Here is a 4,840-nt window from a genome sequence, read left to right on the forward strand (position 1 = left end):
CGACGGTGGACCCGGCCTCGACGTGCGCCCCGGCGCCGACCTGGGCGCCCGGCAGGAGCGTGGAGCGGGCGCCCACGACGGCGTCCGCGCCGATGCGCACCTCGCCGAGCCGGACGACGTCGCCGTCGACCCAGTAGCCGGACAGGTCCACCTCAGGCTCGATCGCGGCGCCCTCCTCGACCGTGAGCATGCCGGTGACCGGTGGCACGGTGTGCATGTCCACGTCCTTGCCGATCCGGTTGCCCAGCAGTCGCGCGTAGGCGGGCACCCACGTGGCGCCGGCCAGCGAGTAGGGGTCCACGAGGTCGCTGATCTGCTGGGCGAGCCACAGGCGCAGGTGGACGCGGCCACCGCGCGGGTAGGACCCGGGGCTCACGCCGCGCAGCAGCAGCCGGGCCGTCGCGGCGGTGAGCAGCATGCGGCCGGGCACGGTCACCACCAGCAGACCGGCCACGATCAGCACCCACCACGGCACGGTGGGCAGCCCGGGCGCGAGCCCGGAGAGCGTCAGCAGGTTCAGGGCCAGGCCGGTCCACACGCCCAGGCGCAGGGCGGGCAGGACGAACACGGGCAGTCCCACGAGGGTCTGGACCCACTGGGTGCGGTGGCGGGTGCGGTCGACGTGCCGGTCGTGCACCTCGATGCCGCGGGGGCCGTCGTCGCCCACGACGGCGGCCACGAGGGCCCCGGCGGTGGGGTTGCGGTAGACGTCCTGGACGGTCACGGCCGGGTGGCGCAGGCGCAGGCGGGCCACGAGCTGGGCAGCGGCGAGCGAGCCGCCGCCGGCCTCGAAGAAGTCGGTGTCGGCGTCCTTGGGGGGCGCGCCGAGCACGTCCGCCCACTGGCGCAGCACCCAGCCGTCGGCGGTGTCCTCGTTCGGCTGGGGCGCGTCCTCGTCCACCTCGGCGCCGGGCAGGGGCCACGGCAGCGCGTGGCGGTCCACCTTGCCGGAGGTCTTCGTGGGCAGGGAGTCCACGACGGCCAGCCGGGGCACGAGGGCGGCCGGCAGCTCCGCCGCGAGGTGCTCGCGGGCCATGTGCAGGTCGAGCTCGGCCTCGGGGTCCGCGGGGACGAGGTAGCCGACGAGGATCTGGTGGCCCGCCGGGGTGGTCTGCACGGCCGCGGCGCCGCCGTGGACGCCGGGCAGGGCCTGGAGGGCCGCGTCCACCTCGCCGAGCTCGATGCGGCGGCCGCCGAGCTTCACCTGGTCGTCGGCGCGGCCGACGAACAGCAGGCCCTCCGGCTCGAAGACCACGAGGTCACCGGAGCGGTAGGCACGCTCCCAGCCGAGGGAGGGCATGGGGGCGTACTTCTCGGCGTCCTTGGCCGGGTCGAGGTAGCGGGCCAGGCCGACGCCGCCGATGATCAGCTCGCCCGTCTCGCCCTCGGCCACGGGCAGCGTGGTCTGCGGGTCGACGACGGCCAGGTCCCAGCCGTCCAGGGGCAGGCCGATGCGGACCGGGCCGAGACCCGTGAGCGGGGCCGCGCACGCGACGACGGTGGCCTCCGTGGGGCCGTAGGTGTTCCAGACCTCGCGGCCGTCCTCCGCCAGGCGCGCGGCGAGCTCGGGCGGGCAGGCCTCGCCGCCGAAGATCAGCAGCCGGACGTTGTCCATGGCCTCGGTGGGCCACATCGCGGCGAGGGTCGGCACGGTGGACACGGCGGTGATGCGCCGCTCGGCGAGCCACGGGCCGAGGTCCATGCCGGAGCGCACGAGCGAGCGGGGGGCCGGGACCAGGCACGCACCGTGACGCCAGGCGAGCCACATCTCCTCGCACGAGGCGTCGAACGCGACGGACAGTCCCGCCAGCACGCGGTCGCCCGGGGCGAGCGGATCGTCCGCCAGGAAGATCCGCGCCTCGGCGTCCACGAAGGCCGCGGCCGAGCGGTGGCTCACCGCCACGCCCTTGGGGGTGCCCGTCGAGCCAGAGGTGAAGATGATCCACGCGTCGTCCTCGAGCCCGGGGGCGCGGGCCTCCGCGGCCGGGTCCGCGGTGTGCTCGGGGTGCGGGGCGTAGACCCGCTCGTCGGTGAGGACGCCGGCCACCTTCGCCTCGCCGAACACGAGGCGGGCGCGCTCCTCCGGATCGTCCGCGTCCACGGGGACGTAGGCCGCGCCGGCGGCGAGCACGCCGAGGATCGAGACGTACAGCGCGGCCGTGCCCGAGGCGATCCGCACGCCGACCCGGTCTCCCGCCCGCACGCCGGCGGCCCACAGGTGGCGGGCGGTCTCGTCGACGCGCTCCCGCAGCTCCGCGTACGTCAGCGGCTCGACGCCGTCGTCCAGGGCGGTCGCGTCCGGGTGCTCGCGCGCCGTGGCGTCGAAGAGCTCCACGAGCGTCCGGGCGGGCGGGGTGCGCTCGGAGCCGGGCAGCTGCGGCCGATGCGGCGCGCCCGCGGGGTCGAGGGGGACGGAGGGCGGGGTGGGCGCGGCGGACGAAAGGGACACAGGGGCCTCCGGGGGTGTGAGCGGCAAACCGAGGGTCGGACGCGGACCAGGCCGCAGCGGGACATTCTATGCCCCGCCCGCGGCCGCGCGGGGCGCCTGGAAGGCACCGGGCGGGTCCGGCTCAGGACAGGGTGAGCAGCACCTTGCCCGTCGTCGACCGGGACTCGAGTGCGGCGTGCGCGGCGGCCGCGTCCGCCAGCGGGAAGCGCTCGCCGATCCGTACGTCGAGCTCGCCGGAGGCCCACGCCCCGAACACCTCTCCACCACGCCAGCGGGTCTCCTCGCCCGTGCGCGTGTAGTGCACCAGCGAGGGCCGGGTGACGTACAGCGAGCCGGCCGCGTTGAGCCGCTGCAGGTCGAAGGGGGGCACCTGCCCGGAGGCCCCGCCGAAGAGCACGAGTGTGCCGCGCACGCGCAGCACCTCGAGCGAGGTGTCGAAGGTGTCCTTCCCCACGCCGTCGTACACGGCGTGCGCGCCCTCGCCGTCGGTCAGCTCCGCCACCGTGGCGGCGAGGTCCGGATAGTCCACCGCGGCGACGGCGCCCGCGCCCCGGGACAGCTCCCGCTTCTCCTCCGTGGACGCCGTGGTGACCACGCGGGCGCCGCGGGCCGTCGCGAGCTGGGTGAGCAGGAGCCCCACCCCGCCGGCACCGGCCGTCACGACCACCGTGTGGCCCTCCTCCACCGGGAAGGTGGACCGGCAGAGGTAGTGGGCCGTCATGCCCTGCAGCGGAAGGGCGGCGGCCTCGGCCAGGTCGATGCCCTCCGGGACGGTGAGGAGACGATCCGCGGGGGCGGTGAAGTGCTCGGCGTACGCACCGGTGGCCGTCGCGGTGGCGACACGGGCCCCCAGGAGCCCGGCGTCCACGCCCTCGCCGAGCGCGACGACCTCGCCGGAGCCCTCCGTACCGGGGGTGAAGGGCAGGTCCATCGTGTAGACCCCGGAGCGCTGGTACGTCTCGATGAAGTTCAGGCCCGCCGCGGCGGTGCGCACCAGCACGTGCCCCGGCGCGGGGGAGGGCACCTCCGTCTCGGTCCACTGCAGGACCTCGGGGCCGCCCGTGGCGGACACGACGACGGCGTGGTGGGTGCGGGGGACGGCGGGGGTGTTCGCAGTGGTCATGGCCCCACTCTAGGAGCGGGCCGGGCCATCCGGCCCGGCCCGAGGGACCCGAGGCGCCGCATAGATATTCGGTGCAACGCATATCTGCGCTAGGATGAAGCCATGACCCACACCGTCGCCGTCTCCGGAGCCAGCGGCTACGCCGGGGGAGAGGCCCTGCGCCTGCTCGCCGGCCACCCGTCCGTCACCGTCGGAGCCATCACGGCCCACTCGAACGCGGGGGAGCGCCTCGGCGCTCTCCAGCCGCACCTGCACGCCCTGGCGGACCGCGTCCTCGCCGAGACCACCGCGGAGGTCCTCGCCGGCCACGACGTCGTGATCCTCGCGCTGCCCCACGGGGCCTCCGGGGCGCTGGCGGCCGAGATCGCAGAGCGATCCCCGGACACCCTGGTGATCGACGCGGGCGCCGACCACCGCCTCGAGTCCGCCGCAGACTGGGAGGCCTTCTACGGCACCGCGCACGCCGGGACCTGGCCCTACGGCCTGCCCGAGCTGCCCGGTCAGCGTGAGCGACTCGCCGGCACCCGCCGCATCGCCGTCCCCGGGTGCTACCCGACCACCTCGATCCTCGCCCTCGCGCCCGGCTTCGCCGCGGGGCTGCTCGAGCCGCAGGACGTGGTGATCGTCGCCGCCTCGGGCACCTCCGGGGCGGGCAAGGCGCTCAAGCCGCACCTGCTCGGCGCCGAGGTCATGGGAGGGATGAGCCCGTACGGCGTCGGCGGCGGGCACCGGCACACCCCGGAGATCGAGCAGGGCCTGGCCCAGGCGGCCGGCGAGCCGGTCCGCGTCTCCTTCACGCCCACGCTCGCGCCGATGTCGCGCGGCATCCTCGCGACGGCCACGGCGCGGCTGCGCCCCGGCGTCGCCGCCGCGGACGTGCGCGACGCATGGGCCGAGGCCTACGGCGGCGAACGCTTCGTGCACCTGCTGCCCGAGGGCCAGTGGCCCACCACGAAGGCGGTCCTCGGCTCCAACCACGTGCAGCTGCAGCTCGCCGTGGACGAGCGGGCCGGCCGCGTGATCGTCTGCGCGGCGCTCGACAACCTCACCAAGGGCACGGCCGGCGGCGCCGTGCAGTCCATGAACATCGCCCTGGGCCTGCCGGAGCAGGCGGGGCTCGAACAGCAGGGGGTCGCACCGTGAGCGTCACCGCGGCACAGGGGTTCCGGGCGGCCGGCGTCACCGCGGGGCTGAAGGCCTCGGGCACGCCCGACGTCGCCGTCGTCGTCAACGAGGGCCCGCGCCGCGCGGCGGCCGCCGTCCTCACC

3 protein-coding genes and 1 pseudogene are annotated in these 4,840 nt (G+C 76.0%); 2 read left to right on the forward strand and 2 right to left on the reverse strand.

Annotated elements, in window-relative coordinates:
• On the reverse strand, positions 1–2,449 hold a 2,449-nt coding region (locus tag HMPREF3105_RS00350; RefSeq protein ID WP_141762357.1), incomplete at its 3' end, for a non-ribosomal peptide synthetase.
• A gap of 121 nt (positions 2,450–2,570) precedes the next feature.
• Positions 2,571–3,572 (reverse strand): quinone oxidoreductase family protein, encoded by a 1,002-nt coding sequence (locus tag HMPREF3105_RS00355; protein WP_041104185.1) that lies wholly within the window; start codon positions 3,570–3,572, stop codon positions 2,571–2,573.
• 102 nt (positions 3,573–3,674) lie between these two features.
• Here HMPREF3105_RS00355 and argC point away from each other — a divergent pair, with 102 nt between their 5' ends.
• Both argC and HMPREF3105_RS13400 read left to right on the forward strand, forming a co-directional pair.
• Positions 3,675–4,715: an N-acetyl-gamma-glutamyl-phosphate reductase gene (gene argC / locus HMPREF3105_RS00360; protein WP_061866989.1), complete on the forward strand. Its 1,041-nt coding sequence runs from the start codon at positions 3,675–3,677 to the stop codon at positions 4,713–4,715.
• Positions 4,712–4,840 (forward strand): annotated as a pseudogene (locus HMPREF3105_RS13400) (bifunctional ornithine acetyltransferase/N-acetylglutamate synthase); the annotation flags it as partial. The gene argC and the pseudogene HMPREF3105_RS13400, both read left to right, overlap by 4 nt.

It is taken from the genome of Micrococcus sp. HMSC31B01 (assembly GCF_001816085.1).
Lineage (GTDB): Bacteria > Actinomycetota > Actinomycetes > Actinomycetales > Micrococcaceae > Micrococcus > Micrococcus luteus.